The organism is Aquisalimonas sp. 2447, assembly GCF_012044895.1.
In the GTDB taxonomy this organism is placed as follows: Bacteria; Pseudomonadota; Gammaproteobacteria; order Nitrococcales; family Aquisalimonadaceae; genus Aquisalimonas.
In genome coordinates this window covers 3,461,538-3,484,327 of sequence record NZ_CP050695.1, presented here as the reverse complement: position 1 = coordinate 3,484,327, position 22,790 = coordinate 3,461,538, and the positions used below count along the sequence as shown (strand labels likewise).

The following is a 22,790-nucleotide window of genomic DNA, read 5'->3' as shown; positions in this document are numbered from 1 at the left end:
CGATCTTTCGCCTGCGCGCCACGCGCGGCGAACCGTTTTCATAAATGCTGCAATGAGGTACAAGCCAATGTCTGACACCCACAAGGACCTCACCCCGCCCCACGGCGGCACCCTCAAGGAGCTGCTGGTGGATTCCGACCGCGCCGCCAAGCTCCGCGAGGAGGCCCGGGATCTGCCCTCCTGGGATCTCACCGACCGGCAGGTGTGTGACATCGAATTGCTGCTCAACGGCGGCTTCTCGCCCCTGGACGGCTTCCTGCGGGAGAAGGATTACGACAGCGTCTGCGCCGACATGCGCCTGGCCGACGGCACCCTGTGGCCCATCCCCATCAACCTGGATGTCACCGAGGACTTTGCCGGCAGCATCAAGCCGGGGTCGCGCATCGCTCTGCGCCACCCGGAGGGCATGGTACTGGCCATCATGACCGTGGACGACCTCTACCGGCCCGATTTCCGCCGACAGGCGGAGCAGGTCTACGGCGCCGCAGACGAGGCCCATCCGGAAGTCTTCCGGCTGTTCCACCAGACCAGTCCCGTCTACCTGGGCGGGCCCCTGGAGGGCATCGAGGCGCCCCCGCACCATACCTTCAAGCACCTGCGCCACTCTCCCAGGGAGCTGCGCGAGTGGTTCGCCAAGATGGGCTGGACCAACGTGGTGGCGTTCCAGACCCGCAACCCCATGCATCGTGCCCATGTGGAACTGGCCAAGCGCGCCTCCCAGAAGGGCGAGGCCAACCTGCTGATCCACCCGGTGGTGGGCATGACCAAGCCCGGGGACGTGGACTACTTCGTGCGCGTGCGCTGCTACCAGGAAGTCATCAAGCACTTTCCCGAGCAGACCACCCAGCTCAGCCTGCTGCCCCTGGCCATGCGCATGGGCGGGCCGCGAGAAGCGGTGTGGCACGCCATCATCCGCAAGAACCACGGCTGCTCGCGTTTCATCGTCGGCCGCGATCACGCCGGCCCGGGCAAGAACAGCCAGGGCGAGGACTTCTACGGCCCCTATGACGCCCAGGAACTGGTACGCGCGTACCAGGACGAACTGGGTATTGTCATGCAGCCCTTCGAAGAAATGGTGTTCGTGGAGGATCTGGCCCAGTACGTGCCCCGCTCCGAGGTGCCGGAAGGCTCCCGGGTGCTGAACATCTCCGGCACCGAACTGCGCCGGCGTCTGAAGGAAGGCCTGGACCTGCCGGACTGGTTCTCCTACCCGGAAGTGATCACGCGCCTGCGTCAGGCCTTCCCGCCGAAGAAGAAGCAGGGCTTTACGGTCTTTTTCACCGGCCTGTCCGGCTCCGGCAAGTCCACCATAGCCAACGTGCTCATGGCCAAGCTCATGGAGCAGGGCACCCGGCCGGTGACCCTGCTCGACGGCGACCTGGTGCGCAAGCACCTGTCCAGTGAGCTGGGCTTCTCCAAGGAGCACCGGGAGATCAACATCCGCCGCATTGGTTTCGTTGCCAGCGAGATCACCAAGAACGGCGGCGTTGCCATCTGTGCCCCCATCGCGCCGTATCGGGCCACCCGCCGGGAGGTCCGCGAGATGGTCAGCCAGGGTGGCGGTTTCGTCGAGGTCTATGTGGCCACGCCGCTGGAGGTGTGCGAGGAGCGTGACCGCAAGGGTCTGTACGCCAAGGCGCGCGCCGGGCAGATCAAGCAGTTCACCGGCATCGACGACCCCTACGAGGAGCCGGAGCAGGCCGAAGTGGTGGTGGACACCTCCCGCTACTCTGCCGACGAACTGGCCCAGCAGGTGATCCTGCACCTGGAGAAGCAGGGCTACATCGACCTGGATTGAACGGGATGATCCGCAGGGAGACCCTCGTAGGGCGGACCGACGGTCTCTGCCATGCTGTAGGGTGGACGTTTACGTCCACCTTCTCCCTGTTCTAGAGAAGAGAACAATCATGACCCAACCCGATTTCGAAGCCGTGATCGCCATCGCGCGGGAGGCGGGCAACGCCATTCTCGAGGTCTACAACGGCCCCGAGTTCGACGTCCAGACCAAGGACGACGAGTCGCCGCTCACCGCCGCCGACCGGGCGGCGCACCGGCTCATCGACCGCGAGCTGCGGGCGCTGACGCCGGCCATTCCGGTGCTCTCGGAGGAGGGCGCCGACGTCCCCTACGCGGAGCGCCAGGCGTGGCAGCGATTCTGGCTGGTGGATCCCCTGGACGGCACCAAGGAGTTCATCAAGCGCAACGGCGAGTTCACCGTGAACATCGCCCTGGTGGAAGACGGTGCGCCGGTGTGGGGCGTCATTCGTGCCCCGGCGCTGGGCACCACCTATGTTGGCCGCGTCGGTGAGGGGGGCTGGCGGCAGGAGGGGGACGGCCCCCGTGAGCCGTTGGCTGTGAAAACGCCGGACAACGGCCATGCCGTGGTCAAGAGCCGTTCCCACCCCACCGGAGAGCTGGCGGACTACCTGGAGAAGATCCATGTCGCGGACGAAGTGCCGGTGGGCAGTTCGCTGAAGTTCTGCGCCGTCGCCGAGGGCCGCGCCACGCTGTACCCCCGCTTCGGCCCCACCATGGAATGGGATACCGGCGCCGGCCATGCCATCGTCGAGGCGGCCGGCGGCCGGGTGCGCCTGGCCGAGGACGAGGCCACGCCCCTGCGCTACAACAAGGACGATCTCCACAATCCGTTCTTCATCGTCTCCGCCTGAACGGGGACGGCTCCGCTATCGTGGCCCGGGGATCCCCCCTGCCACAGGAGCGGCTTCAGCCCACGCCGGCCGGGAGCGTCCGGAAGCCGGGAGAGGGACGTAGGGCGGACCTTCAAGGTCCGCCTTCCCCCGACATGCAAGCCAAGGCGGCCCATCGGAGGCCGCAACGGTGGACCTGAAGGTTCACCCTACGGCTCTATGGCCGGGAAGGGCCTATTAGGCATCCGCCGCACAACGGTGCATATTGATGCACCGTTGCAAGGCCCCGCAAAGCCGCGGCCTCTCCAACGTCCGCCGGGCCTGCTCAGCGCGCCCGGCGGGCCTGGCGCTGCCAGCGGTCCTCCTGCCACCAGTACAGGTAGACGCTGAGCACCACGGCAGAGGTCATGCTCACTGCAATCAGGAACAGCATTTGCGGCGAGGTCACTGCCCCCTCGAAATAGTTGATGTCCATCTCCCGGGGCTCCAGCACCAGCCCCGCCATGCCGGTGTAGTGCAGGGCGCATACCGCCAGCCCCATCACCGGTGCGCAGGCGTAGCGCAGGACACCCTTGAATTCGCGCACGATGTACAGCGCCGCGAAGGACGCCACGACGCCGATGATTACCGAGACCACCACTGGGCCGTGGGCATGGTGCATGTCCGCCTGCACGCGCATTGCTGCCATGCCGGTGTAGTGCATGGCAGCAATGCCGCAGCCCATGATTACCGCGGCCACGGCCAGTGCGATCAGCGAGCGCCGCCAGCGGTACGCCGCCCAGAGGCCGCCGGCCATCATGACAATGGGGAATACCAGTGACAGCGCCGTGAGCTGCGTGTCGTAGGTAATGGGCGTGCCCGGGTCGTACGCCAGCATACCCACGAAGTGCATGGACCAGATGGCGTAGGTGCCCAGCATGAAGGCGGATACCAGCAGCCAGCCGTAGTGGATTCGGCGGCCGCCCAGAGGGATGTTGCGCGAGGTCAGCAGCCCGGTGAGGGAACCAAAGGTGGCGATGAGATAGGACAGGGCAACCAGCCCGAGATGGAACTCGTCGATACTCGTGTACACGGTGTATGGCCTCCGTTGCCGGGATTGTGGTCCTTGGATGTGCCGGTAATTCCGCTACCGTCCGCACATCAAAACTATCGCTTTGTAGTTAGTTTGGCTGCCACCACAGACTGGTGCCCGTGGTCTCCGGTTGTCTGTGATATTCGTCGCAGCGCGGCGACGCCGTCAGCCCTGGCGTGACTCGAGGTATTCGGCGAACGCCGCCCCCAGCTCGGGATGCTGGAGTCCATACTCCACGGTCGCCTTGAGGTAGCCCAGCTTGCTGCCGCAGTCGTAGCGCTTGCCCTTGAATTCGTGGGCAAGCACGCGTTCATCGGCCAGCAGGCTGGAGATGGCGTCGGTGAGCTGGATCTCTCCCTTGGGGTCGGGTTTCGTCTCCCGCAGCTTGTCGAAAATGCCGGCAGTGAACACATAGCGTCCCACCACGGCAAGATTGGATGGCGCTTCAGCAGGGTCGGGCTTCTCGACGATGGCGTCCACGGCGGACACGCCGTCGGCAAACTCCTGCGCGCTGACCACGCCGTAGCTCCCGGTCTCTTCCTTCGGCACCCGTTCGACACCCAGGAGCGAGCACTGGTGATCGTCGAACTCCCGCACCATCTGCGACATCACTTTCTCGCCCTGGCCGTCGATCAGGTCGTCGGCCAGGATCACGCCAAACGGGTCATTGCCGACAATGGGCTGGGCGCAAAGCACGGCATGGCCGAGGCCCAGCGCCTCGCCCTGGCGGATATAGATGCAGTTGATGCCTTCCGGGACGGTGCTGCGCACCAGTTCCAGCATGCGCAGCTTGTTCTTCGCCTGCAGCTCGACTTCCAGTTCGTAGGCCTTGTCGAAGTGGTCCTCGATGGCGCGCTTGGTGCGACCGGTGACGAAGATCAGGGTGTCCGCACCGGCAGCGACGGCTTCCTCCACGGCGTACTGGATCAGAGGCTTGTCCACCACCGGCAGCATCTCCTTGGGGCTCGCCTTGGTGGCGGGCAGGAAACGGGTGCCGAGGCCGGCGACGGGGAAGACGACCTTGCGGATGCGTTGAGTCATGGAAGCGTCCTTTCGTGGTTCGTTTGCCATTGCCCGAATGACCGGGAACATACGGCGTCATGATTGCTGACGCAACGGTGGTTCACTGGTTTGTCTGCCGGTGCAGATAGTCCAGCAGGCCGCGGGTGGAGGGGTCTGCATCCGCTGCATCCCGCTCGCCGGTGACCGCCGGAAGCATCTCCTTGGCCAGTTTTTTGCCAAGTTCCACGCCCCATTGGTCGAAGGCGTTGATACCCCAGATGACGCTCTGTACGAACACCTTGTGCTCATACAGTGCCACCAGTTCACCCAGGGTGGCAGGGTCCAGCCGCTGGAACAGCAGGGTGTTGCTGGGCTTGTTGCCGGGATGGACCTTGTGCGGCACGGCCTGCTCGATCTGGGCCTCGGACATGCCGGAGGCGGCCATCTCCTGCCGCGCCTGGTCGGCGCTCTGCCCTTCCATGAGCGCCCGGGTCTGGGCGAAGCAGTTGGCCAGTGCCAGTTCGTGGTGCTCCGGGTACTCCGCCGAGCCGTGGGCCGGCGCGAGGAAATCCGCAATCACCGGGCGCGTGCCCTGGTGCAGAAGCTGGTAGAACGAGTGCTGGGCATTGGGCCCCACCTCGCCCCAGACGAGGGCGCCGGTATCGTAGTCCACCGGCTCGCCGTCGCGGGTGACGCACTTGCCGTTGCTCTCCATTTCCAGTTGCTGGAGATAGGCGGGAAAGCGGTTGAGCCGGTGATCGTAGGGCAGCACCACGTGGCCCGAGGCCCCCAGGAAATTGGTGTACCACACCCCCAGCAGCCCGAGGATCACCGGCAGGTTCTCTGCCCACGGCGCCGTGCGGAAGTGCTGGTCCATGCGATAGCAGCCCTCCAGCATGGCCTCGAAGTGCTTCATGCCCACGGCGATGGCCAGCGGCAGGCCTACCGCCGATGTCAGTGAGTAGCGTCCACCCACCCAATCCCAGACCCGGAACCGGTTTTCCTCTGCAATGCCGTAGGCCGCCATGGCGGCGTCATTGGCCGATACCCCGAGGAAATGGTGCTGAATCGCCGTCTCGTCGGCTACCTGGCGCCGGAACCACTCCAGGGCCGTGCGCGCATTGGTCATGGTGTCCAGGGTGGTGAACGATTTTGACGAGATAATGAACAGTGTGGTCTTGGGGTTCACCCGTTCCAGCACGTCGGTGACGTGGACGCCGTCGATGCTGCTGACAAAGTGCAGGCGAATGGCGTTGGTGCGGTAAGGCGCCAGCGCCTCGGTGGCCATCACCGCGCCCAGGTCCGAGCCACCGACACCGATGTTGACCACGTCGGTGATCACCCGCCCGGTACAGCCCCGGTACTCGCCCCGGTGCAGGCGGTTGACGAACAGCCGCATGCGGGTGAGTTCCCGCTGCACGTCCGGCATGACATCGCGCCCACCCACGTACATGGCGCCGTTGCCGCGGTTGCGCAGGGCCATGTGCATGGCCGCACGGTTCTCGGTGCTGTTCACCGGTTCACCCGCGAACAGCCGCTCGATCCAGCCGGCGAGGTCCTGCCGGTCCGCCAGTGCACGCAGATGCTGCATGGTCTCCGTGGTGACCAGGTTCTTGGAGTAATCCAGCAGCAGCCGACCCTGCTCCAGGCTGAAGTGCTGGAAACGCGCGGGATCATCGCGGAAGAGGTCACGGATGCGCTGGTTGCGGAGTTCCCCGCCGTGCTCGCGCAACGCCTGCCACTCGGGCAGCGCGGTCAGGCCGGCTGACGGGCTCGAAGAGTTCGCCATGGGGAGTCCTTATCCGTGTATCGCCCAGTGCCAGAATTCTACACGATGAGTCCGTATCCGACTGCGGATGGTGCTTGCCCCAGACGCGGGGCTGGCACACAATCCGGCCGCATGAACACGCGCTGCACCGCCTTGAAATGGTCCCGACGGATCGCCCTGCTGACTGCGGCGGTTCTTGCCGCGCCGCTGGCTGCCGATCAGGTGCCGCGCGTGGAACTGGACCCGCCGGAGTCGGACGCCGAGGTGCGCTGGGGTGTCGGGATCGCCCACGGGGTGCAGTGGTATGAGGATGACGACGACGGCCTCGGCGATGCCGGTACCGTGAACGCCGTACAGATCACCTACCGCGCCCGCCTCACTGAAGCCGACAGCGCCAACTGGCTGTTCGAGCTGGGGTTCGAGCACGCCCTGTCCGGCCGGCGCCCGGAGATCGCACCCGGTGAAACGCGGCGGGTGCGCAGCAATGGCCTGTTCTACCGCTTTAGCCGCTATTTCGGTTCGCGGTTCTATCTGGGCGGGCGCATTGGTATGGCCCGCGTGCGGGGGCCGGATGAGGCCAGTGGTCTGGAGCTCGTCCCGGGTCTCCAGGCCGGGGTGAGCATCACCTCCTGGCTGGATGCCGGGGTGGAGCTCGTGGTGGCCGAGCCCAGCAGCGAACCCGGCGGGCGGCCAGCCGACCTGCGTGGTGTTGTCACGGTTTCCTTTTGAATCTGCCACTTGGGAAACACTGAACAGTTCGTGCAGAGCTGCGCGGGAGTTGTTCAATGTTTCGCTTGTGCAGGCGCCACGGTTGTCCGCACACTGGGCACCATCGCCTTCGTAACGGGGTTCCCATGACTTATTGCCTTGCCGCGGCCGTGGATGCCGGGCTCGTGTTCGCGGCGGACTCCCGCACCAACGCCGGCGTCGACCACATCAACACCTATCCCAAGCTGCACCCGTTCATCTGGGAGGGGGATCGCGTACTGGTGTTGCTGAGTGCCGGCAATCTCGCCACCACCCAGTCGGTGGTGAGCCGCTTGCAGCGGGAGAGCGACCAGGGTGGGCCACTGCGGGAGGTCGACCATCTGGCCCAGGCGGCGGACTACGTCGGCCAGATCAGCCAGCAGATCCAGCAGCGCCACAGGCCCGAGGGCCAGAGCGCAGGGGGCGTGTCCCTGGAGGCCACCTTCATTGTCGGTGGCCAGATCGGCGATGAACCGCCGAGCCTGTTTCTCGTCTATCCCCAGGGCAACTACATCACCTGCTCTGATGAACAACCGTTCCTGCAGATCGGCGAGACCAAGTATGGCAAACCTATCCTGGATCGGATCATTACCCGCTCCACCTCCCTGGAGGATGCCGCGCGCTGTGCGCTGGTCTCCATCGATTCCACCATGCGCAGCAACCTCTCCGTGGGGCCGCCCCTGGATCTGATGCTCTACCGGCGGGATTCCCTGGAGCATCCCCAGGCGCTGCGCTACAAGATGAACTCCCCCTATTTCGCCTCCATCCGTAAGCAGTGGGGCGACGGCCTGCGGCGTATTTTCGACGATCTGCCGCGGTTTGACTGGGAGAAATCCTGAGGTCGGGGGCGGTCAGTCCTCCATGCCCGCCGCGTGGACCACGCCGTGGACGAACTCCAGTTTGCTGCACACCGCCGGGTTCAGTGAGAACGGGTAGGTGTCCGGTGCGCCGACACTGCGCGCCAGGGAATTCATGATCACGGTGAGCCGCATCCATTCGCCCAGCAACTGGCGGAAATCCGTGTTGCTGGCGCGGAAACGACGGTACTGTTCCGCATCGGCCTCTATTAGTCCCAGGTCGGCGGCCGTCTCCAGCGTGTCCCGCAGGTGCAGGTAATGCGCCCAGGTTTCCGCCCAGTCTTCCCAGGGGTGAGCGCTGGCGTAGGCGCTGATGTAATGGTCGCGCCAGTGTTCGTCGGGTGTGTGGTGATGGCGGCGGAGTGCCGCGGCGTAGTCGGCGGTTTCGTCGCCGAAGCGCTCGCGAAAACCCTGGTGCCAACCGGTGCCGCGAACCAGGCGCTCCCAGTAGTAATGGCCGCTTTCATGGCGCAGATGTCCCAGGACTGTGCGGTACGGCTCGCCCATGGCCAGGCGCATGCTCTCGCGTCGATCACCGTCCGCCTCGGCAATGTTGATGGTGATCACGCCGCCGGCGTGTCCCGTGAGCACTGGTGTGCCGTCGGCCATGTCCTCCTTGAAGTCAAATGCCAGCCCCGGGGTCTCGGCGCTGTCACGGTCCTCCACGGGCAGATGCAGCCGCAGCAGGCCGTATACCAGATGTCGCTTGGCCCGCTCCATGGTGTGCCAGCGGCGCTGATTTCCCGGCACCGCCTGGTCCGGGATCACGCGGCTCAGGCGGCACGCCCGGCAGAGGCGCCCATCCGCATCCGCCGGCAGCATCCAGTTGCATGTAGCTGCGGTATGGCGATTCGCGCACTGGCGCAGGGGTGTGTGACCGTCACTCTCCGCGGGTTGCCAGTGATCACCGTGCGGCTCGAGCGGGTGTAGCCGCACGGTTTCAGGGACGAACCCCAGGGTTCTGCCGCAGGCCAGACAGGCGGTATTCTCGAAGAACAGTCGATTACCGCAGACACAGGTCGCGTGTTGCATGGTCACCCTGGGTGCTGACGCTCTTCCCGGTACTTTGCCGGATTACGGACACGAACGGAACGCGCGCCGGCTGTGGCGTGCGGCCCTGGTCGCCGTACTGGCCGCCCTCCTGGCCGGCTGCGACGGCGCGGCCGGCGAACGCTGGTACACCGAAGAGCAGGTCCAGCGCGGCGAGGCGGTTTTCGAGGCCCAGTGCATGGCGTGTCACGGCGAGGGCGCCCGCGGTGACGAGAACTGGCGGACCCGTGAGCCGGACGGCAACCTGCCGCCGCCCCCGCTGGATGGCAGCGCGCATGCATGGCACCACCCGCTGGATGAATTACGCGGGATCATCGCGCACGGGCAGAACAACATGCCCGGATTCGGTAAAGCGTTGAGCGACGAAGAGATTGACGCGGTGATCGCGTGGTTCCAGTCTTTGTGGTCTGACGAGGTGTACGCGGCCTGGGAAGAGTATGATGAAGCAGGTATGGAGGGCCATGCCGACGACAGCCGGTAGGCATCCGGGGAACGCCGGGCACCACCCGTAATCCAAGGGGATACTGGAACGGTCGGTAGCAAGGCAGCGGTTCGTGCGAGGTCAACTGGAATGAGGGGCGTAATGGCACACAGCAGGCGCAAGGGTTGGATGCTGGCGGGCGCGGCCGCGCTGGTGGTTGTGGCGGCGGGTGCCGCCTGGGCCATTGCCGGCGGTGGCAACGCCACCCCGGCTGCGACGGACAGCGATACCGTGAAAGTGTACAAGACCCCGCAGTGCGGTTGCTGCACGGCCTGGGAGGACTACCTGCGTGACGAGGGCTTCAATGTGGACGCGGAGGATGTCGACCAGCGCGAGCTCAACTCCATCAAGCAGGAAGCAGGACTGACCCGGGAACTGGCCTCCTGTCATACCGCCTTTGTCGGCGGCTACGTGGTGGAAGGGCATGTCCCGGCCGCGGATATTCGCCGGCTGCTGGAGGAGCGCCCGGACGTGGATGGCATTGCCGTGCCTGGCATGCCCGTGGGCTCGCCCGGCATGGAAATGGGGGACCGCAAGGATCCGTACGACGTGGTAACGTTTGCCGATGGTGAGCGCGTCGGGACATTTTCGAGTTACCATCAGTAATGGAACGCTATCACTGAATAAGAAGAGATCGTGTCAAGGGTGCTGAGGGAGGAGTCTAATGGCGATAGCGGATGATGGGCGGCGGACACAGCGCGAGGTGCTGGATCATTACCTGCGTGTCTTTCGCACTGACACCGGAGACCTTGTTGGCTATCTCGCGGATGTCAGCGTTTACGGTTTGATGCTGCAGAGCCAGCGCCCTCTGGCGCTCGCCGACGGGCAGGATACGATCACCCTTCGTCTGGAGCTGGATCGCCCCATCGGCGGTGCCGAAGAGATGGTTGTGGAAGCGCGGCCCGTGTGGTCACGCAAGGAAGGCAGTTCGGTGTTCCATCACACCGGTCTGGAATTCGTCGTGCTGCCCGAAGACGATCGGCAACGCGTCGAGACGCTGATGGAAGACTACCGCCTTCAGACCATCTGACGCCCGATCCCGGGGAAACCGCGCCCGGGGCAGTGCCCGGGCGCGGTCCTGTGCTGATCAGGGCACGCTCGGGAAATGCAGGCCCGCCATCTGCTGCATCACCCGCACGACCTGGCAGCTGTAACCGAACTCGTTGTCGTACCACACGTACAGCACGCACTTGTTGCCGTTGACCAGCGTCGACGCGGAGTCCACCACGCCGGCGTGGCGCGAACCCACCAGGTCGGTGGAGACGATCTCGGTGGAGGCGGTGTAGTCGATCTGCTCCTGCATGTCGGAATACAGTGCCGTGTCCCGCAGGTGGCCGTTGAGATCGTCCTTGTTGGTGTCCCGGTTCAGCGTCAGGTTCATGACCGCCAGGGACACGTTGGGCGTGGGCACACGGATGGCATTGCCCGTGAGCAGGCCCTTGAGTTCCGGCAGTGCCTTGGCCACCGCCTTGGCGGCGCCGGTTTCCGTGAGCACCAGGTTCAGCGGCGCGCTGCGCCCGCGGCGGGAGCCGGGGTGGTAGTTGTCGATGAGGTTCTGGTCGTTGGTGTAGGAGTGCACCGTCTCCACGTGGCCGTGCTCGATGCCGAACTCGTCGTTGATGGCCTTGAGCACCGGCACGATGGCGTTGGTGGTGCAACTCGCCGCGGAGACAATGCGATCGTCCGCCTTGAGGACGTTGTGGTTCACGCCGTGGACAATGTCCGGCATGTCGCCCTTGCCCGGGGCCGTGAGCAGGACCTTGCCGGCGCCCTTGGCCTTCAGATGCAGACCCAGGCCCTCCGGATCCCGCCACTTGCCGGTGTTGTCCACGATCAGGGCGTTATTGATGCCATACTGGGTGTAATCGATCTCTTCCGGCGAGTCGGCGTAGATGATCTGGATGAAATTGCCGTTGGCGATCAGCGCGTTGGCGTCTTCCACCACGTTGATGGTGCCGTCAAAGGGGCCGTGCACGGAGTCGCGCCGCAGCAGGCTGGCGCGCTTGGCGATGTCATGGCCCTTGCCCTTGCGCACCACAATGGCCCGCAGCCGCAGCTTGTTACCGCTGCCGGTGCGCTCGATGAGCTGGCGCGCCAGCAGCCGGCCAATGCGGCCAAAGCCGTACAGCACCACATCCTGGGGCTCTTTCAACTGCAGGCTGCCGCGACCGTCGGCGATGCTCTCGAGCTTGCGCGTCACGTAGTCACGGATGCTCTCGTCCTTGTCGGCCTCGTTGAGGTAGCCGCTGGTGAGCTTGCCCAGGTCCACCCGCGCCGGGGAGAGGTCCAGCTTGGCCATCTCCTGGAGCACCGGCAGGGTGTTGTGGATGGACAGACCCTCGGCGTCGTACTGCTTGACGAACCGGTGCGCCTTGAGGATGTCGATGGGGGTGCAATTGATCAGCGGCCGGCCGTAGATGCGCAGCACCACACCGCGATCCCGGTAGAGCCTGCCAATCAGCGGCAGCATCTCTTCGGCGAGTTCCTGGCGCTGGGTCCAGTCGTTGAGGTAGGAATCCTGCTGTTCGTGGTTCATGAGTACTCCGTGTCGCCGGTCAGGCCGATGGCGGACAATGCGTTTCGGCGCATTGCCGGGAAGGGCAGCGGTGCGCGATTCTATAAAAATCAGGTTGTTTAGGGAACACTGGATGCGCAAAGAGATCGTCACCGAAGTGCACATTCAGGCGGCTCCGGCTGCCGTCTGGCGCGTGCTGCTGGACTTCCCGGCCTATCCTCTGTGGAATCCCCTGATCACCGCCATCGAGGGCCATGCGGACACCGGCGAGCGCCTGGAGATCACCGTCGCGCTCCCGGACCGCCGGCCCATGCGCTTTCGCCCGGAAGTCCTGCGCGTGCTTCCGGAGCAGGAGCTGAGCTGGCTCGGTCGTCTGGGCGTGCCGGGGCTGTTCGATGGCGAGCACCGTTTCGAGCTGGAGCCGACGGAAGACGGTGACACGCTGCTGCGCCACCGCGAGAAGTTCAGCGGCATCCTCCTGCCGCTACTCTGGTGGCGCATGGGCAAGCCCACCCGCGCCGGCTGCGAGGCCATGAACCGGGCGCTGCGGGACCGCGTGGAGTCCATCGGCCGCGCCGGCAGCGAGTGAAGGTGGCGATCGCGGTGGCCTTCAACCCGCGTAGGGTGCATCTTGATGCACCGTGACACCCTCGGATCGACCCTCTTTGGTTGGCAGGTCTTGCACGGTGCATCAAGATGCACCCTACGAATCCGTCATTACCCATCACCGCCGTACCAACCGATACCCCAGTTCCTGAAACCCCGCCTCATGGGGCACGGTCAGGTCCGCCTGCTCCGGCCACTGCCACTGATCATCGGTGAACAGTGCACGCATCTGCTCCGGCGGTGAATGGAACGGCGGCCCATTGCGCCAGGGTGTCTGGGCGAATAGCGCCAGCAGCGTGCCGCCCGGGCGCACCCAGCGGGTGAGTTGTCGAACGTACGCCGGCCGTGCGTCCGGATTGAACGCACACAGGCAGGTTTGCTCATAGACGGCATCGAAGGGTTCAGCGGGGCCATAGGTGAACACGTCGTCCTGCACGAGTTCGGCCTCCAGCCCGCGCTCGGCAAGCCGTGCACGCAGCGATTCCAGCGGCCCCGGAACGATGTCCAGGGCCGTCACCTGAAAGCCGGCCCCGGCCAGCGCCTCCACCTCGTAGCCGTTGCCGCAGCCGGGGACCAGAATCCGCCCAGGCGGGATCAGATCCCGCTCCAGCCAGTGGCGCAGGGCCGGGCTCGGCGCCCCCCGGTCCCAGGCCGTTCGGCCCGCCTGCCAGCGCTCCTCCCAGTACTCACGGGTTTCCGTGCTCATGCTGCCTTCTCCACGTCTTGACGCACCCGGCATGATGCGGTTTTCCGTCGGGATTTCCCATACGCTGCCGACGAACCCGGAGCATACGATATGATGCCCCGCATTCGCACAGAAGGGGACGGTAGCGACATGCCCATCAACGGTGGCGCGACACCATGAGCCTGATCCGCTCCACGGCGGTGTTCGGCGCACTGACCATGGTCTCCCGGGTGCTGGGTCTGGCGCGGGATGTGGTGATCGCCGCGGTGTTCGGCTCCAGCGCCGCCACCGACGCCTTCTTCGTCGCCTTCAAGATCCCCAACTTCATGCGCCGGTTGTTCGCCGAAGGGGCGTTCTCCCACGCCTTCGTGCCCGTGCTCTCGGAGTACCGCACCCACCATGACGCCGCAGCCGTGCGTACCCTGGTGAGCCGGGCGTCGGGGGTGCTGTTCCTGATCCTGCTGGTGTTGACCGTCCTCGCCGTGCTGGGCGCGGACTACCTGGTCATGGTGTTCGCCCCCGGGTTCATGGACGAGCCGGAGAAGTTCGGCATGGCGGCGGACATGCTGCGGATCACCTTCCCGTATCTCCTGTTCATCTCCATGGTGGCCTGCGCCCAGGGCGTGCTGAACACCTACGGCCGCTTCGGCCCGCCGGCCTTCGCGCCGGTGCTGCTGAACGTGATCCTGATCGCCAGCGCCTGGTGGTGGACGGCCTGGTTCGACGAGCCCATCCGGGCGCTGGCCTGGGGCGTGTTCATCGCCGGCATTGCCCAGCTCCTGCTGATGCTGCCGTTCCTGCGTGCCGTGGGTATGCTCACCCTGCCGCGGCCCAACTGGCGGGATTCCGGCGTGCGCCGGATCATGCGGCTGATGCTGCCGGCGATCTTCGGCTCCTCGGTGGCGCAGATCAACCTGCTGGTGGACACCATCCTGGCGTCGTTCCTGATCACCGGCAGCGTGAGCTGGCTGTATTACTCCGACCGGCTCATGGAGTTCCCGCTAGGCGTGTTCGGGGTGGCGCTGGGCACGGTGATCCTGCCGCGGTTGTCCAGCGAGCATGCGGCCAGTTCCCCGGCGCATTTCTCCCGCACCCTGGACTGGGCGCTGCGCTGGGCCATGCTCATCGCCATCCCGGCAACAGTTGGGCTGGCAGTGATGGCGGGGCCCATTCTCTCGACGCTGTTCCAGCACGGCGCCTTCACAACCCGGGACGTGCAGGCGGCGCAGCTCAGTGTCATCGCCTACGCCGTGGGGCTCACCGGCTTCATCATGGTCAAGGTGCTCTCCCCGGGTTACTTTGCCCGGCAGGACATGCGCACGCCGGTGAAATGCGCCGCCACCAGCATGGTGGCCAACATGCTCATGAGCACCACCGCGGTGTACCTGCTCATCGACACGGAGGTGGGGCATGCTGCCCTCGCCACGGCGACGGGTGTCGCCGCCATGCTCAACGCTGGCATGCTCTATCTCGGGCTGCGACGGCGCAACGTCTACGCCCCGGATCGTGGCTGGGGGCGGCTGTTCGGGCAGATTGCCGCGGCCACCACCGTCATGGGTGGTGTACTGTGGCTGGCCGTGGGCGAACTGCAGGCGTGGATGACCGCCGGCGTGGGCGAGCGGATTCTCGCTCTCAGCGGCTGGCTGCTGCTGGGGGTGGTGCTCTACGCGGGCACCCTGTTATTACTCGGGCTGCGGCCCCGCATGCTGCGGGAACCGGCACCGGCGAGCGACTGAGACCACTGCATGGAACTGATTCGCGGGCAGTACAACCTCAAGCCCCGGCACCGCGGCTGTGTTGCCACCATCGGCAACTTCGACGGCGTGCACCTGGGTCACCAGACCATCCTGCGGCGGTTGCGGGAGGCGGGAGATCGTCTCGGGCTGCCGACCCTGGCCATGAGCTTCGAGCCGCACCCGCTGGAGGTGTTCCGCCCGGAGGAGGCGCCGGCGCGCATTACGCCCCTGCGTGACAAGGCGTTGTCGCTGGACGCCGCCGGTGTCGACCGGTTTCTCTGCCTGCCGTTCCGGCCCTCCCTGGCGGCCATGACACCCCAGGCATTCATCCAGGATCTGCTGCTGGAGCGCCTGGGGGTGCAGTTTCTGATTGTCGGTGACGACTTCCGCTTCGGCCATCAACGGGCCGGTGATTTCAACACCCTGCGCGAGGCCAGCGAGCAGCACGGTTTCGAGCTGGAGCGCACCCCGACCTATCAGGTGGATGGCGCCCGGGCCAGCAGCACCCGGGTGCGTGAGGCCCTGGCCAGCGGCGACCTGGCGGCGGCCGAACGCCTGCTGGGTCACCCGTATACCCTCTCCGGCCGCGTGGTTCACGGTGACCGCATCGGCCGCGAACTGGGGTTCCCCACCGCCAACATCCGCCTGCGCCGTCGCCCGACCATGGATGGCATTCTGGTGGCCGACGTGGATATCGGTGACGGTCACGGCCCACGGCCAGGCATTGCCAGCATGGGCACCCGGCCCACCGTGAACGGCCAGCGCGCGCTACTGGAAGTCTATCTACTGGAGTACAGCGGCAGCCTGTACGGGCGCCACCTGCGGGTGACCTTCCGCGAGTGGCTGCGTGGTCAGGAGCGCTATGACTCCCTGGACGCCCTGCGCGAGCAGATCGCCCGCGACGTGGACGCCGCCCGCGCCTGGTACGGCCTTGGAAAGCGCTGACCCCGGACTGTAGGAGCGGCTTCAGCCGCGACCATCCCAGAGCAGATCCGCCCATCGTATTCCCATCACCGACCCCGGAAACCCCGGTGCGGAGACCGGAGCCTTGATCTGGTAAACTTGACGGTTTACACGCGCCTGAAGATCGAGAAAAGCGAGTGCACCGGTGAGCGACTACAAACACACCCTGAACCTGCCGAAGACCGACTTTCCCATGCGCGGCAACCTGGCCAAACGCGAGCCGGAGATGTTGCAGCGCTGGGAGTCCATGGACCTCTACGGCACCATCCGGCAGGCGCGGGCCGGCCGGGACAAGTTCGTGCTCCACGACGGCCCGCCCTACGCCAACGGCGATATCCACATCGGTCACGCGGTCAACAAGATCATCAAGGACATCATCGTCAAAAGCCGCACCCTGGACGGTTTCGATGCCCCCTATGTGCCCGGGTGGGACTGCCACGGCCTGCCCATCGAGCTGAAGGTGGAGCATGACATCGGCAAGGCCGGGCACGACGTGACCCTGCGGGAGTTCCGTGACGCCTGCCGCGCCTTCGCCCTGCGCCAGGTGGATGGCCAGCGCAAGGACTTCAAGCGTCTGGGGGTGCTGGGCGACTGGGAGCGGCCCTACCTGACCATGGACTACCGCACCGAGGCCAACATCCTGCGCTCCCTGGGGCGCATCATGGCCCGCGGGCACATGGATCGCGGTTTCAAACCCGTGCACTGGTGCGCCGACTGCGGCTCTGCGCTGGCCGAGGCCGAGGTGGAGTACCACGATCACACCTCGCCGGCCATCGACGTGCGTTTCATGGTGGTCGACGAGGACGATTTCGCCGCCCGGGCCGGCATCGATCCCGCCCGGACGGCGGGGCTGCGCGTCTCCGTGCCCATCTGGACCACCACCCCCTGGACCATCCCGGCCAACCGCGCCGTCACCCTGCACCCGGAGCTGGACTACCGGCTGCTGCTGGTGGAGCGCGAGGGTGAGCGCGAGATCCTGCTGCTGGTGGATGGCCTGGACGAGGACGCCCTGGCGCGCTATCGCATGGTCGAGGTGGATGAGCTGACCCGGATCAGCGGTGCTGCCCTGGAGCACGCGCAGCTGCGCCACCCGTTCCTGGACATGGACGTGCCGGTGATCCTCGGCGAGCACGTCACCACCGAGGCCGGCACCGGCGCCGTGCACACCGCTCCCGGCCACGGTCAGGAGGACTACGTGGTGGGGCAGGCCTACGATCTGGAGGTGGCCAACCCGGTGGGCGACGACGGCCGTTTCCTGCCGGATACCCCGCACTTCGCCGGCGAGTTCGCCTTCGACGCCAACCGCTCCATTGTCGATCTGCTGCAGGAGCGGGGCGCCCTGCTGGCCCACGTGCAGTACCGCCACAGCTACCCCTGCTGCTGGCGCCACAAGACGCCCATCCTGTTCCGCGCCACGCCCCAGTGGTTCATCAACCTGGAACAGGCCGGCTTGAGGCAAAAGGCGCTGGGCGCCATCAGTGGCGTGAAGTGGATGCCCGCCTGGGGCGAGCAGCGCATCGACGGCATGGTGCGCAACCGCCCGGACTGGTGCATCTCCCGGCAGCGCAACTGGGGTGTGCCCATTGCCCTGTTCGTGGACAAGCGCACCGGCGAGCCGCACCCGGATACGCCGCAGCTCATGGAAGCCGTCGCCCAGCGCATGGAGGCAGATGGCATCGATGCCTGGTACGACATCGAGCCCGCCGACCTGCTCGGTAACGAGGCCGATCAGTACGAGAAGGTCCGCGACATTCTCGACGTGTGGTTCGACTCCGGCGTCACCCACGCCACGGTCATGGAGACTGACGAGCGCTTCCATGTGCCGGCGGATCTCTACCTGGAAGGCTCTGACCAGCACCGCGGCTGGTTCCAGTCGTCACTGCTGACGTCGGTGGCCATGCGCGATGCCGCGCCGTATCGCGGCGTGCTCACCCACGGCTTCACCGTGGACGCCGACGGCCGCAAGATGTCCAAGTCCATGGGCAACGTCATCGCCCCCCAGGAAGTCATGAACAAGCTGGGCGCCGACGTGCTGCGGCTGTGGGTGTCCTCCTCGGATTACAGCGGCGAACTGGCCGTCTCCGACGACATTCTCAAGCGCACCGCCGACGCGTACCGGCGCATCCGCAACACCGCGCGCTTCCTGCTGGGGAACCTGCACGGCTTCGATCCGGCCACCGACATGGTGCCGCCGGAACGCATGCTGCCCTTCGACCGCTTCGCGGTGGACCGCGCCCTGCAGGCCCAGGACGAGATCGTGCGCTGCTACGACCACTACGAGTTCCACCGCATCTACCACCGCATCCACAACTTCTGCACCGTGGACCTGGGCAGCCTGTACCTGGATGTCACCAAGGACCGGCAGTACACCACGCCGGAGAACAGCCTGGCGCGGCGCTCCTGCCAGACGGCCATGTACCACATCGCCGAGGCCCTGGTGCGCTGGATCACCCCGGTTCTCAGCTTCACCGCCGACGAGCTCTGGCAGCACCTGCCCGGCACGCGTGGCGATACCGTGTTCACCGCCGAGTGGTACGACCAACTCGTGCCCCTGGATGGGGCGGATGGCTTCGGTCGGGCGTTCTGGGAGCAGATCGTGGGCGTGCGCGAGGCGGTGGCCCGGGAGCTGGAGACCCTGCGCAACGACAACCACATCGGCGCGTCCCTGGACGCCGAGGTGGATCTCTACTGCCAGCCGGAGCTCCTCGCCCAGCTCCAGCGGTTGGGTGATGAGCTGCGTTTCCTGCTGATCACCTCCGAGGCACGCCTGCATCCGGCCGACGCCATGCCGGCGACCGCCGCCCGGGCCCACCTCGAGCAGGGCGGCGAGCTGGGCATTGTCGCGGTGCGCTCGGCCCACGAGAAGTGCGCTCGCTGCTGGCACCGCCGCCCCGATGTCGGCAGCCATGCCGCCCATCCGTCACTGTGCGGGCGTTGCGTGGTCAACATCGACGCCGACGGCGAACAGCGCAGCGTGGCCTGACGGCGCATGCTGCGGGTGCCCCTGTGGAGCGTGATCGCCCTGGCGGTGATCGTTGCCGATCAGCTCACCAAGCTGGCCGCCGAGGCGTGGCTGGAGCTCTACGAGCCTGTTCAACTCCTGCCCGTGTTCAGCCTGACCCTTGGCTACAACCCCGGTGCCGCCTTCAGTCTCCTGGGGGATGCCGGCGGCTGGCAGCGCTGGCTGTTCACCGGCTTCGCCCTGGCGGTGAGCGTGTTCCTGATCATCTGGCTGCGGCGCCTGCCGCCCTGGGACCGCTGGCAGACCTGGGGCCTGTCCCTGATCCTGGGTGGCGCCATCGGCAACGTCATCGATCGGCTCGCCTATGGTCACGTCATCGACTTCATCCACGTCCACTGGCAGGACTGGCACTACCCCATCTTCAACATCGCCGACTCCGCCATCACCATCGGCGTGATCCTGATCCTCATCCACGCCTTCTTCCTGGAAGGCCGCCAGACCCGCGGCTCCTGAGCGCTCGCGAGCCCCGCGTAGGGTGGACCATAAGGTCCGCCGTTGATGCTCCTTTAAAGCAACCAGTACTGATGCCGTGGCACTGTTCAGGCCTTCGTGTCAGAATTTTCCATAGACAAAAGAAAGGTTATTCCTATGGATCGACAGAAGATCGAAGACGAAGCTCTGCACCTCTCCAAGGAAGACCGCGCCCAGTTGATTCAGCGCCTGGTGCTTAGCCTTGACTCTCCGTCTCCGGAGGAGGTCAGGGCCGAGTGGCTGAGTGAAGCCCAGCGCAGGGCTAAAGAGCTGGATGAAGGAACGGCGCACGCGATCCCTGGGGAAGAAGTATTGAGGAAGGCGCGAGCACTGGTTAGATGAAGTACGATTTTCACCCGGCAGCGGAAGCCGAATTCCTGGAGTCAGTGGGCTATTACGAATCCCGTGTTCCAGGTTTGGGTGACGCCCTTATTGAGGAATTTGAAGCGCTGATAAACCTGGTTTGTGAGACGCCAAAGGCGTGGCAGGTTGAGGCTGAGCCCAATATTCGCAGAGCGCCCCTCCACCGATTTCCATTGTCGCTGATTTATCTCGAAAAGACGCACATCATACAGATTCTTGCCGTCGCTCATGACCGTCGTCGTCCCCAGTATTGGCTTGGCAGGCTTTAACAAGTTACTACACGCGGAAAAATTACTCGCTCCGCTCCTGATTTTCCGGTGAGCAAGGCGATAAACCGCCTTCGCTTGCTTGTCTGGAGATGGCGGACCTGAAGGTCCGTCCTACGACGCTAAGGCCCACCCGCCCACGCCACGGCCTGATGAACCGCAACCTTGCGTTTGGGCGAAACGTTCCTGGGGGATACAATATATACCTGATCATATCCACCGACTGGAACCAACTATGCCCCGCATCCTCCTCGCCAACCCACGCGGCTTCTGCGCCGGCGTGGACCGCGCCATCATCATCGTCGAGCGCGCCCTGGAGAACTTCGGCGCGCCGATCTACGTGCGCCACGAGGTGGTGCACAACAAACGGGTGGTGGACGGCCTCCGGGACAAGGGTGCGGTGTTCGTGGAAGAGGTTCGCGAGATCCCCGACGGCGCCACCGTGATCTTCAGCGCCCACGGTGTCTCCCAGGCCGTGCGTGACGAGGCAGCCCAGCGCGGCCTGCGCGTGTTCGACGCCACCTGCCCGCTGGTCACCAAGGTCCACCTGGAAGTGGAAAAACACGCCCGCGAGGGCCGGGAAGTGGTGCTCATCGGCCATGACGGTCACCCGGAAGTCGAAGGCACCATGGGGCAGTATGTGGGTGAAGGCACCGAGAGCGGAGGCATCTACCTTGTGGAGAAAACCGCGGACGTGGCCACCCTGCAGGTGAAGAATCCGGACGACCTGGCCTTCGTCAGCCAGACCACACTGTCCACCGACGACACCGCCCAGATCATCGAAGCCCTGCAGGCGCGCTTCCCCGCAATTCAGGGTCCGCGTAAGGACGACATCTGCTACGCCACCCAGAACCGCCAGGATGCCGTGAAGGAGCTCGCCGAGCAGTCCGACATGCTCATCGTCGTCGGCGCCCGCAATTCCTCCAACTCCACCCGCCTGCGCGAGCTCGGCGAACGCATGGGCATCCCCGCCTACCAGATCGACTCCGCCGAGGATCTGCGTGAAGAGTGGATCCGGGGTCACGAACGCATTGGCCTGACGGCTGGCGCATCCGCACCCGAGGAGCTGGTCACTGAAGTCCTGGACCGCCTCCAGCAATGGGGCGTGGAAAAACCCCGCGAACTCGCCGGCCGCGAAGAGCAGGTCGTTTTCTCCCTGCCCCGCGACCTCATCCGCGCCGGCAAGGAGCGCACTGCCACGTAGGGTGACTGCGCGGGCCTCCGTGGGAGGGCTTTCGCCACGTAGGGTGCATCTTGATGCACCTTCCCAAGACCAGCGGGCCATGGCGGCCCGAGCCAGGGTTGTCACGGTGCATCAAGATGCACCCTACGGCTACTGGGCCTCTGTGGGAGGGGCTTTAGCCCCGACAGATCCGCCCATGACGAGAGAGGCTCTGGAATGCATCGCGGCTAAAGCCGCTCCTGCACTTGGCTCCCCGGTTCTGCCGCAAGCCCCCTCAACAGCTCGTATTATCCCCCGCCTCTGCCACCCGCGCCCGCCCGGAAAACGCCAGAACCATGCCCCGCAACACCTCACCATCCGCACTGCACGCCGTGAACGTGCCATTGGACGCTCTGGCAAACCCTTCCGGGTAGAACCGCACGGTGTTCCGCACGAAATGATTGGCGGTGATATAAATGCCGTTGCCGGTTCCCGGACTCACCGAGAGTACGCGACCGCCGTGGTCACAGACGCCGGAGGAGGTGACGCTGCAGTCCCGCAGGTTCGAGGGGTCCTCGAACACGATCCAGCCGTCGCTCCAGCGGTCGCCAGCGAGGCAGGTGTCGCCATCGGCGCTGCGGCAGACCGTTATCCGCACGGCGTGCCGTGCCGCATATTCGCGAGCCTGGTGCAGGCCGGTACGGAGTTCATTTAGCGAGGACCAGCTTCGCTGGCGCTCCAGGAGTTCGTTGAACGAGGGAATGGCAACCGCAAAAAGGATCGCCGCCACAACGATGGCTATGAGTAGCTCCACCAGCGTGAAGCCTGAGTGAGATCGCCGTTCCATGGCGAGTTCCTCCTGTCCTTCGGTCTCTCAATCGGGAAGTGTGTTTCGAGTTGAAAGGTTTTCAACCGCTCCATGCGCGCTTGTTTACCAACAGTCGTCCGCATCTCCCTGAGCGTCTTGGTCGCCGCGCTGGTCCAGTTCCAGCCAGCCACAGTCATCACTCGTCTGTGGGCCCTGAGGGGTTGCCCTCAGAGTGAACGTGTTCGCGCTCACGTCCGATGCAGACAATGCATAGTAGCCATCGTCGGAATCGTTCAAGTCGACACAGAGATCACCGCTGTTATCCGTGTAGGACTGCTGCGTCGTATAACAGCGCTCCAGCCGCTGTGCGGTCTGCATCAGTGCGCTGTGCCCGTCGGCCCGGCGCGTATTCTCAACGTGGTTCTGATAGGACGGGTATCCGATCGCGGCGAGGATGCCGATGATGGCAACCACGACCATGAGCTCGATAAGCGTGATCCCGCCCTGCTGGCCCCAGGAACGGGGGTAGACCGATCCCGGGGATTGCTGCCGTCTTATTGTATTCATT

Annotated in this window: 23 protein-coding genes; 15 read left to right on the top strand and 8 right to left on the bottom strand. The window is 65.4% G+C overall.

The features are described from left to right. Positions 1-67 precede the first annotated feature (67 nt). Complete coding sequence (locus KU884_RS16495) at positions 68-1,798, top strand: bifunctional sulfate adenylyltransferase/adenylylsulfate kinase (protein ID WP_167783638.1); 1,731 nt, start codon at positions 68-70, stop codon at positions 1,796-1,798. A gap of 109 nt (positions 1,799-1,907) precedes the next feature. Next, on the top strand, positions 1,908-2,669 hold the full coding sequence (cysQ, locus tag KU884_RS16490; RefSeq protein WP_167783637.1) for a 3'(2'),5'-bisphosphate nucleotidase CysQ: 762 nt from the start codon (positions 1,908-1,910) through the stop codon (positions 2,667-2,669). Between the two features lie 304 nt (positions 2,670-2,973). Here cysQ and KU884_RS16485 read toward each other — a convergent pair whose 3' ends face one another. The 3 genes from KU884_RS16485 to pgi all read right to left on the bottom strand — a co-directional run bounded on the left by KU884_RS16485 (position 2,974) and on the right by pgi (position 6,511). Then, positions 2,974-3,720, bottom strand: coding sequence for an MHYT domain-containing protein (locus KU884_RS16485; RefSeq protein WP_167783636.1), 747 nt, complete (start codon positions 3,718-3,720; stop codon positions 2,974-2,976). A 165-nt stretch (positions 3,721-3,885) separates the two neighbouring features. Continuing rightward, positions 3,886-4,761, bottom strand: coding sequence for a UTP--glucose-1-phosphate uridylyltransferase GalU (gene galU / locus KU884_RS16480; RefSeq protein WP_167783635.1), 876 nt, complete (start codon positions 4,759-4,761; stop codon positions 3,886-3,888). Positions 4,762-4,843: 82 nt separating this feature from the next. Then, the gene (gene pgi, locus KU884_RS16475) at positions 4,844-6,511 is read right to left on the bottom strand and encodes a glucose-6-phosphate isomerase (protein WP_167783634.1); all 1,668 of its coding nucleotides are present in this window, start codon (positions 6,509-6,511) and stop codon (positions 4,844-4,846) included. A 111-nt stretch (positions 6,512-6,622) separates the two neighbouring features. On the opposite strand from pgi, the gene KU884_RS16470 reads away from it, so the two are divergent. Together KU884_RS16470 and KU884_RS16465 are read left to right on the top strand one after the other, a co-directional pair. After that, positions 6,623-7,219: a hypothetical protein gene (locus KU884_RS16470; protein WP_217351389.1), complete on the top strand. Its 597-nt coding sequence runs from the start codon at positions 6,623-6,625 to the stop codon at positions 7,217-7,219. Between the two features lie 125 nt (positions 7,220-7,344). Then, a complete protein-coding gene (locus KU884_RS16465) occupies positions 7,345-8,076 on the top strand; it encodes a proteasome-type protease (protein WP_167783632.1) in 732 nt (243 codons plus the stop codon). 12 nt (positions 8,077-8,088) lie between these two features. On the opposite strand, the gene KU884_RS16460 is transcribed toward KU884_RS16465, so the two are convergent. After that, on the bottom strand, positions 8,089-9,126 hold the full coding sequence (locus tag KU884_RS16460; RefSeq protein ID WP_167783631.1) for a putative zinc-binding metallopeptidase: 1,038 nt from the start codon (positions 9,124-9,126) through the stop codon (positions 8,089-8,091). On the opposite strand from KU884_RS16460, the gene KU884_RS16455 reads away from it, so the two are divergent. The 3 genes from KU884_RS16455 to KU884_RS16445 all read left to right on the top strand — a co-directional run bounded on the left by KU884_RS16455 (position 9,125) and on the right by KU884_RS16445 (position 10,655). Next, positions 9,125-9,625 (top strand): cytochrome c, encoded by a 501-nt coding sequence (locus KU884_RS16455; protein ID WP_167783630.1) that lies wholly within the window; start codon positions 9,125-9,127, stop codon positions 9,623-9,625. The genes KU884_RS16460 and KU884_RS16455 overlap by 2 nt on opposite strands. Positions 9,626-9,727: 102 nt before the next feature. Further along, entirely contained in the window at positions 9,728-10,231 is a 504-nt protein-coding gene (locus KU884_RS16450) for a DUF411 domain-containing protein (protein WP_167783629.1), read from the top strand. 58 nt (positions 10,232-10,289) lie between these two features. Beyond that, positions 10,290-10,655: a PilZ domain-containing protein gene (locus KU884_RS16445; RefSeq protein ID WP_167783628.1), complete on the top strand. Its 366-nt coding sequence runs from the start codon at positions 10,290-10,292 to the stop codon at positions 10,653-10,655. A gap of 57 nt (positions 10,656-10,712) precedes the next feature. On the opposite strand, the gene KU884_RS16440 is transcribed toward KU884_RS16445, so the two are convergent. After that, the gene (locus KU884_RS16440) at positions 10,713-12,161 is read right to left on the bottom strand and encodes a glyceraldehyde-3-phosphate dehydrogenase (protein ID WP_167783627.1); all 1,449 of its coding nucleotides are present in this window, start codon (positions 12,159-12,161) and stop codon (positions 10,713-10,715) included. Positions 12,162-12,273: 112 nt separating this feature from the next. Here KU884_RS16440 and KU884_RS16435 point away from each other — a divergent pair, with 112 nt between their 5' ends. After that, the gene (locus KU884_RS16435) at positions 12,274-12,729 is read left to right on the top strand and encodes an SRPBCC domain-containing protein (RefSeq protein WP_167783626.1); all 456 of its coding nucleotides are present in this window, start codon (positions 12,274-12,276) and stop codon (positions 12,727-12,729) included. Positions 12,730-12,864: 135 nt separating this feature from the next. Here KU884_RS16435 and KU884_RS16430 read toward each other — a convergent pair whose 3' ends face one another. Then, positions 12,865-13,452, bottom strand: coding sequence for a methyltransferase domain-containing protein (locus KU884_RS16430; RefSeq protein ID WP_167783625.1), 588 nt, complete (start codon positions 13,450-13,452; stop codon positions 12,865-12,867). 155 nt (positions 13,453-13,607) lie between these two features. Between KU884_RS16430 and murJ the strand changes: the two genes are divergently transcribed. The 7 genes from murJ to ispH all read left to right on the top strand — a co-directional run bounded on the left by murJ (position 13,608) and on the right by ispH (position 21,456). Then, positions 13,608-15,167, top strand: a complete 1,560-nt coding sequence (gene murJ, locus KU884_RS16425; RefSeq protein WP_167783624.1) for a murein biosynthesis integral membrane protein MurJ — start codon at positions 13,608-13,610, stop codon at positions 15,165-15,167. A gap of 9 nt (positions 15,168-15,176) precedes the next feature. Further along, positions 15,177-16,112 (top strand): bifunctional riboflavin kinase/FAD synthetase, encoded by a 936-nt coding sequence (gene ribF / locus KU884_RS16420; protein WP_167783623.1) that lies wholly within the window; start codon positions 15,177-15,179, stop codon positions 16,110-16,112. 163 nt (positions 16,113-16,275) lie between these two features. Beyond that, positions 16,276-19,113, top strand: a complete 2,838-nt coding sequence (ileS, locus tag KU884_RS16415; protein WP_167783622.1) for an isoleucine--tRNA ligase — start codon at positions 16,276-16,278, stop codon at positions 19,111-19,113. Between the two features lie 6 nt (positions 19,114-19,119). After that, a complete protein-coding gene (gene lspA, locus KU884_RS16410; protein WP_167783621.1) occupies positions 19,120-19,605 on the top strand; it encodes a signal peptidase II in 486 nt (161 codons plus the stop codon). 135 nt (positions 19,606-19,740) lie between these two features. Then, a complete protein-coding gene (locus KU884_RS16405) occupies positions 19,741-19,965 on the top strand; it encodes an addiction module protein (RefSeq protein ID WP_167783620.1) in 225 nt (74 codons plus the stop codon). Further along, the gene (locus KU884_RS16400; protein WP_167783619.1) at positions 19,962-20,255 is read left to right on the top strand and encodes a type II toxin-antitoxin system RelE/ParE family toxin; all 294 of its coding nucleotides are present in this window, start codon (positions 19,962-19,964) and stop codon (positions 20,253-20,255) included. Before KU884_RS16405 ends, KU884_RS16400 begins: the two co-directional genes overlap by 4 nt. A gap of 232 nt (positions 20,256-20,487) precedes the next feature. After that, positions 20,488-21,456, top strand: coding sequence for a 4-hydroxy-3-methylbut-2-enyl diphosphate reductase (gene ispH, locus KU884_RS16395; RefSeq protein WP_167783618.1), 969 nt, complete (start codon positions 20,488-20,490; stop codon positions 21,454-21,456). Between the two features lie 253 nt (positions 21,457-21,709). On the opposite strand, the gene KU884_RS16390 is transcribed toward ispH, so the two are convergent. Both KU884_RS16390 and KU884_RS16385 read right to left on the bottom strand, forming a co-directional pair. Then, positions 21,710-22,261 (bottom strand): GspH/FimT family pseudopilin, encoded by a 552-nt coding sequence (locus KU884_RS16390; protein ID WP_167784310.1) that lies wholly within the window; start codon positions 22,259-22,261, stop codon positions 21,710-21,712. Positions 22,262-22,345: 84 nt separating this feature from the next. Further along, complete coding sequence (locus KU884_RS16385) at positions 22,346-22,789, bottom strand: type IV pilin protein (RefSeq protein ID WP_167783617.1); 444 nt, start codon at positions 22,787-22,789, stop codon at positions 22,346-22,348. Position 22,790 lies beyond the last annotated feature (1 nt).

Excerpts from the sequence above, each read along its gene's own strand:
- galU (WP_167783635.1), bottom strand. The coding sequence starts at position 4,761 with ATGACTCAACGCATCCGCAAGGTCGTCTTCCCCGTCGCCGGCCTCGGC.
- lspA (WP_167783621.1), top strand. The coding sequence starts at position 19,120 with ATGCTGCGGGTGCCCCTGTGGAGCGTGATCGCCCTGGCGGTGATCGTT.
- KU884_RS16455 (WP_167783630.1), top strand. The coding sequence starts at position 9,125 with ATGGTCACCCTGGGTGCTGACGCTCTTCCCGGTACTTTGCCGGATTAC.
- KU884_RS16465 (WP_167783632.1), top strand. The coding sequence starts at position 7,345 with ATGACTTATTGCCTTGCCGCGGCCGTGGATGCCGGGCTCGTGTTCGCG.
- murJ (WP_167783624.1), top strand. The coding sequence starts at position 13,608 with ATGAGCCTGATCCGCTCCACGGCGGTGTTCGGCGCACTGACCATGGTC.
- KU884_RS16390 (WP_167784310.1), bottom strand. The coding sequence starts at position 22,261 with ATGGAACGGCGATCTCACTCAGGCTTCACGCTGGTGGAGCTACTCATA.
- KU884_RS16430 (WP_167783625.1), bottom strand. The coding sequence starts at position 13,452 with ATGAGCACGGAAACCCGTGAGTACTGGGAGGAGCGCTGGCAGGCGGGC.
- KU884_RS16400 (WP_167783619.1), top strand. The coding sequence starts at position 19,962 with ATGAAGTACGATTTTCACCCGGCAGCGGAAGCCGAATTCCTGGAGTCA.
- KU884_RS16445 (WP_167783628.1), top strand. The coding sequence starts at position 10,290 with ATGGCGATAGCGGATGATGGGCGGCGGACACAGCGCGAGGTGCTGGAT.
- cysQ (WP_167783637.1), top strand. The coding sequence starts at position 1,908 with ATGACCCAACCCGATTTCGAAGCCGTGATCGCCATCGCGCGGGAGGCG.
- KU884_RS16405 (WP_167783620.1), top strand. The coding sequence starts at position 19,741 with ATGGATCGACAGAAGATCGAAGACGAAGCTCTGCACCTCTCCAAGGAA.
- ribF (WP_167783623.1), top strand. The coding sequence starts at position 15,177 with ATGGAACTGATTCGCGGGCAGTACAACCTCAAGCCCCGGCACCGCGGC.
- ispH (WP_167783618.1), top strand. The coding sequence starts at position 20,488 with ATGCCCCGCATCCTCCTCGCCAACCCACGCGGCTTCTGCGCCGGCGTG.
- KU884_RS16495 (WP_167783638.1), top strand. The coding sequence starts at position 68 with ATGTCTGACACCCACAAGGACCTCACCCCGCCCCACGGCGGCACCCTC.
- pgi (WP_167783634.1), bottom strand. The coding sequence starts at position 6,511 with ATGGCGAACTCTTCGAGCCCGTCAGCCGGCCTGACCGCGCTGCCCGAG.
- KU884_RS16470 (WP_217351389.1), top strand. The coding sequence starts at position 6,623 with ATGAACACGCGCTGCACCGCCTTGAAATGGTCCCGACGGATCGCCCTG.
- KU884_RS16385 (WP_167783617.1), bottom strand. The coding sequence starts at position 22,789 with ATGAATACAATAAGACGGCAGCAATCCCCGGGATCGGTCTACCCCCGT.
- KU884_RS16435 (WP_167783626.1), top strand. The coding sequence starts at position 12,274 with ATGCGCAAAGAGATCGTCACCGAAGTGCACATTCAGGCGGCTCCGGCT.
- KU884_RS16450 (WP_167783629.1), top strand. The coding sequence starts at position 9,728 with ATGGCACACAGCAGGCGCAAGGGTTGGATGCTGGCGGGCGCGGCCGCG.
- KU884_RS16460 (WP_167783631.1), bottom strand. The coding sequence starts at position 9,126 with ATGCAACACGCGACCTGTGTCTGCGGTAATCGACTGTTCTTCGAGAAT.
- KU884_RS16440 (WP_167783627.1), bottom strand. The coding sequence starts at position 12,161 with ATGAACCACGAACAGCAGGATTCCTACCTCAACGACTGGACCCAGCGC.